Source organism: Nocardia farcinica (genome assembly GCF_029867845.1).
Taxonomy (GTDB): domain Bacteria; phylum Actinomycetota; class Actinomycetes; order Mycobacteriales; family Mycobacteriaceae; genus Nocardia; species Nocardia farcinica_A.
In genome coordinates this window covers 1-2,034 of the sequence record NZ_JARWRU010000481.1, presented here as the reverse complement: position 1 = coordinate 2,034, position 2,034 = coordinate 1, and the positions used below count along the sequence as shown (strand labels likewise).

Below are 2,034 nucleotides of genomic sequence, written 5' to 3'. Positions count from 1 at the left end.
CCCCGCACGCCCCGCTGGTCCCCGGGGGGGGCTAGGCCGCCGCCGCCTCTTGCCTAATTGACGGCGCGGGGGGGGGGTGGGGGCTTTTTTTGGGCGTCGGTTATGAATCGGGGTGTGAATCGGCCGGGTGCCGACAACCGGATGTGGAGCGGCCGGCGGACCGGGCGGGTGCTGATCAGGCGGCGTGGCGACCGCGCAGCAGATCGACCACCGACTCGGTCAGCCGCAGCGGATCGATCGGGTGGGCCACCGCCGCCTCGGCCCGCGACCACTTGGCCAGCCAGGCGTCGTCCGGGCGACCGGTGAGCACCAGGATCGGCGGGCACTGGCTCAGTTCGTCCTTGAGCTGCTTGGCGATGCCGAGCCCGCCCGCGGGCGCGGCCTCGCCGTCGAGGATGGCCAGATCGATGCCGCCCGCGTCGAGCTGTTCGATCACCGCGGGGGCGGTGGCGACCTCGACGAACTCCAGCGGCGGTAGCTCGGGATGCGGTCGCGTGCCGACCGCTAGCATCACCTGACTCCTGGTGTCGGCGTCGTTGCTGTAGACCAGAACCCGCAGTGCGGTACCTCGCGTCTCGTCGGCCACGGGGGAATGGTACGTCCGCAAACGCCTCGCCCGTCGCAACTTTCGCCGGATCGGCGCAGGTCGGCTCCCTCCCCTCGGCACGCGCGGGCCGGGCGCGGGTGGCGACTGCTCTATCATGTGCGGCAGCGAACGCGGTGGGAGAACGGCAGGCTCGGGACGGCGGTGCGCGGTGAACAGCCAGGTCGAAGTGATTCCCGGCGCCCATCTGGTGGCGCGCACGGCGGGCGCGGTGCTCGTTGTCGCCCATCGCGGAGCCGCTGCCCCGGACGCGGATTCGATCGCCGCCCGCACCATGGCCGCCCTGCTGGACATCGTGCGGGAGGTGAGCATCGGCGCCACCGCCCGCCGCGGTCGTGCGGTGGCCAGGCAGGCGACCACCTGGCTCATGTCCATGCCCGAGGACGCCGAGGGACGGGCGGAGTTCGGCATCCTCACCCCGGACAGGCGCAATGTCGCCGTCCTGCTGCACGGCGGGATCACCGCCGTGCTCGACGCGGAGGATCACCGCGAGGTGCTGCGCGGCAGTGACGCCGGGTTCACCGTCGACCGCATGGTGGCGCCTGCGCCGTCGGTCGGGATCGGGCTGTTCGTCGACGAGCAGGCCGCGGAACCCGTCGTGGCGCTGCCCGCCCGCGGGGTGTTCGCGCTGGACGAAGGGGTGACGCCGGGGGCGGGAGCGGTCATGTGGCGCGCGCCCACCGAGCACGACGGTCCACGTCCGGCCACGCCAGGAGCGAGTGCGATCGACCCCGACCTGATCGAGACACTGGCGCCCGCGTCCGAGCGCGGGGGCACCGCCGATACACCGTCCGGCGGCGTCGCGGGACTCGGCTCCGCGGCGGCGGAATCGTCCTCGCCGCAGGCCGTACCGCCCGGGCGGCTGTCCTCCGGTGCGGGTGGCACGGATGGGAGGTCCGGTGGCGTGGTGGTGCCAGGCGTGGAGTGCGCCCGCCGGCACTTCAACGATCCCCGGGTCTCGTTCTGCGTGGTGTGCGGCATCCGCATGGACCGGCAGCCACGGGTGCCGGTCGAGGGCATCCGTCCGCCCCTGGGCGTGCTCGTGCTCGACGACGGCACCTCCTACGCGCTCGACACCGACTGCGTGCTCGGACGCGAGCCCGAGCAGACCGGGGCGGTGCGCCGCGGGGCGCGGCCGATCCGGCTGCCCGACCGATCCGGCGGCATGTCACGCGTGCACGCGGAGATCCGGCGGGTGGACTGGGTTGTGCCGGTGGTCGACCGTGGGTCGGCCAACGGAACCCATGTCAAACAGCCGGGCCGCCCGGACTGGGTGCGCGCCGTGCCCGGCCATCCGGTGGTGCTGCGCCCCGGTGCGCAGGTGCTCATCGGCGGGCGGACCTTCACCGTCGACTCCGCCCCCCGGCGGCGCTGAGCGCCGCCGCGGCGCGGGGGGAGTCGGGCCGCCGCGGCCCCGCGCTCCCATCGCC

Annotated in this window: 2 protein-coding genes; one reads left to right on the top strand and one right to left on the bottom strand. The window is 74.2% G+C overall.

Annotation, left to right across the window (positions count from 1 at the left end; genetic code table 11):
• Positions 1-175 precede the first annotated feature (175 nt).
• On the bottom strand, positions 176-586 hold the full coding sequence (locus QH283_RS10380; protein ID WP_432420698.1) for an Rv3143 family two-component system response regulator: 411 nt from the start codon (positions 584-586) through the stop codon (positions 176-178).
• Between the two features lie 169 nt (positions 587-755).
• Between QH283_RS10380 and QH283_RS10375 the strand changes: the two genes are divergently transcribed.
• Positions 756-1,979, top strand: coding sequence for an FHA domain-containing protein (locus QH283_RS10375; protein WP_280502807.1), 1,224 nt, complete (start codon positions 756-758; stop codon positions 1,977-1,979).
• Positions 1,980-2,034: the final 55 nt, after the last annotated feature.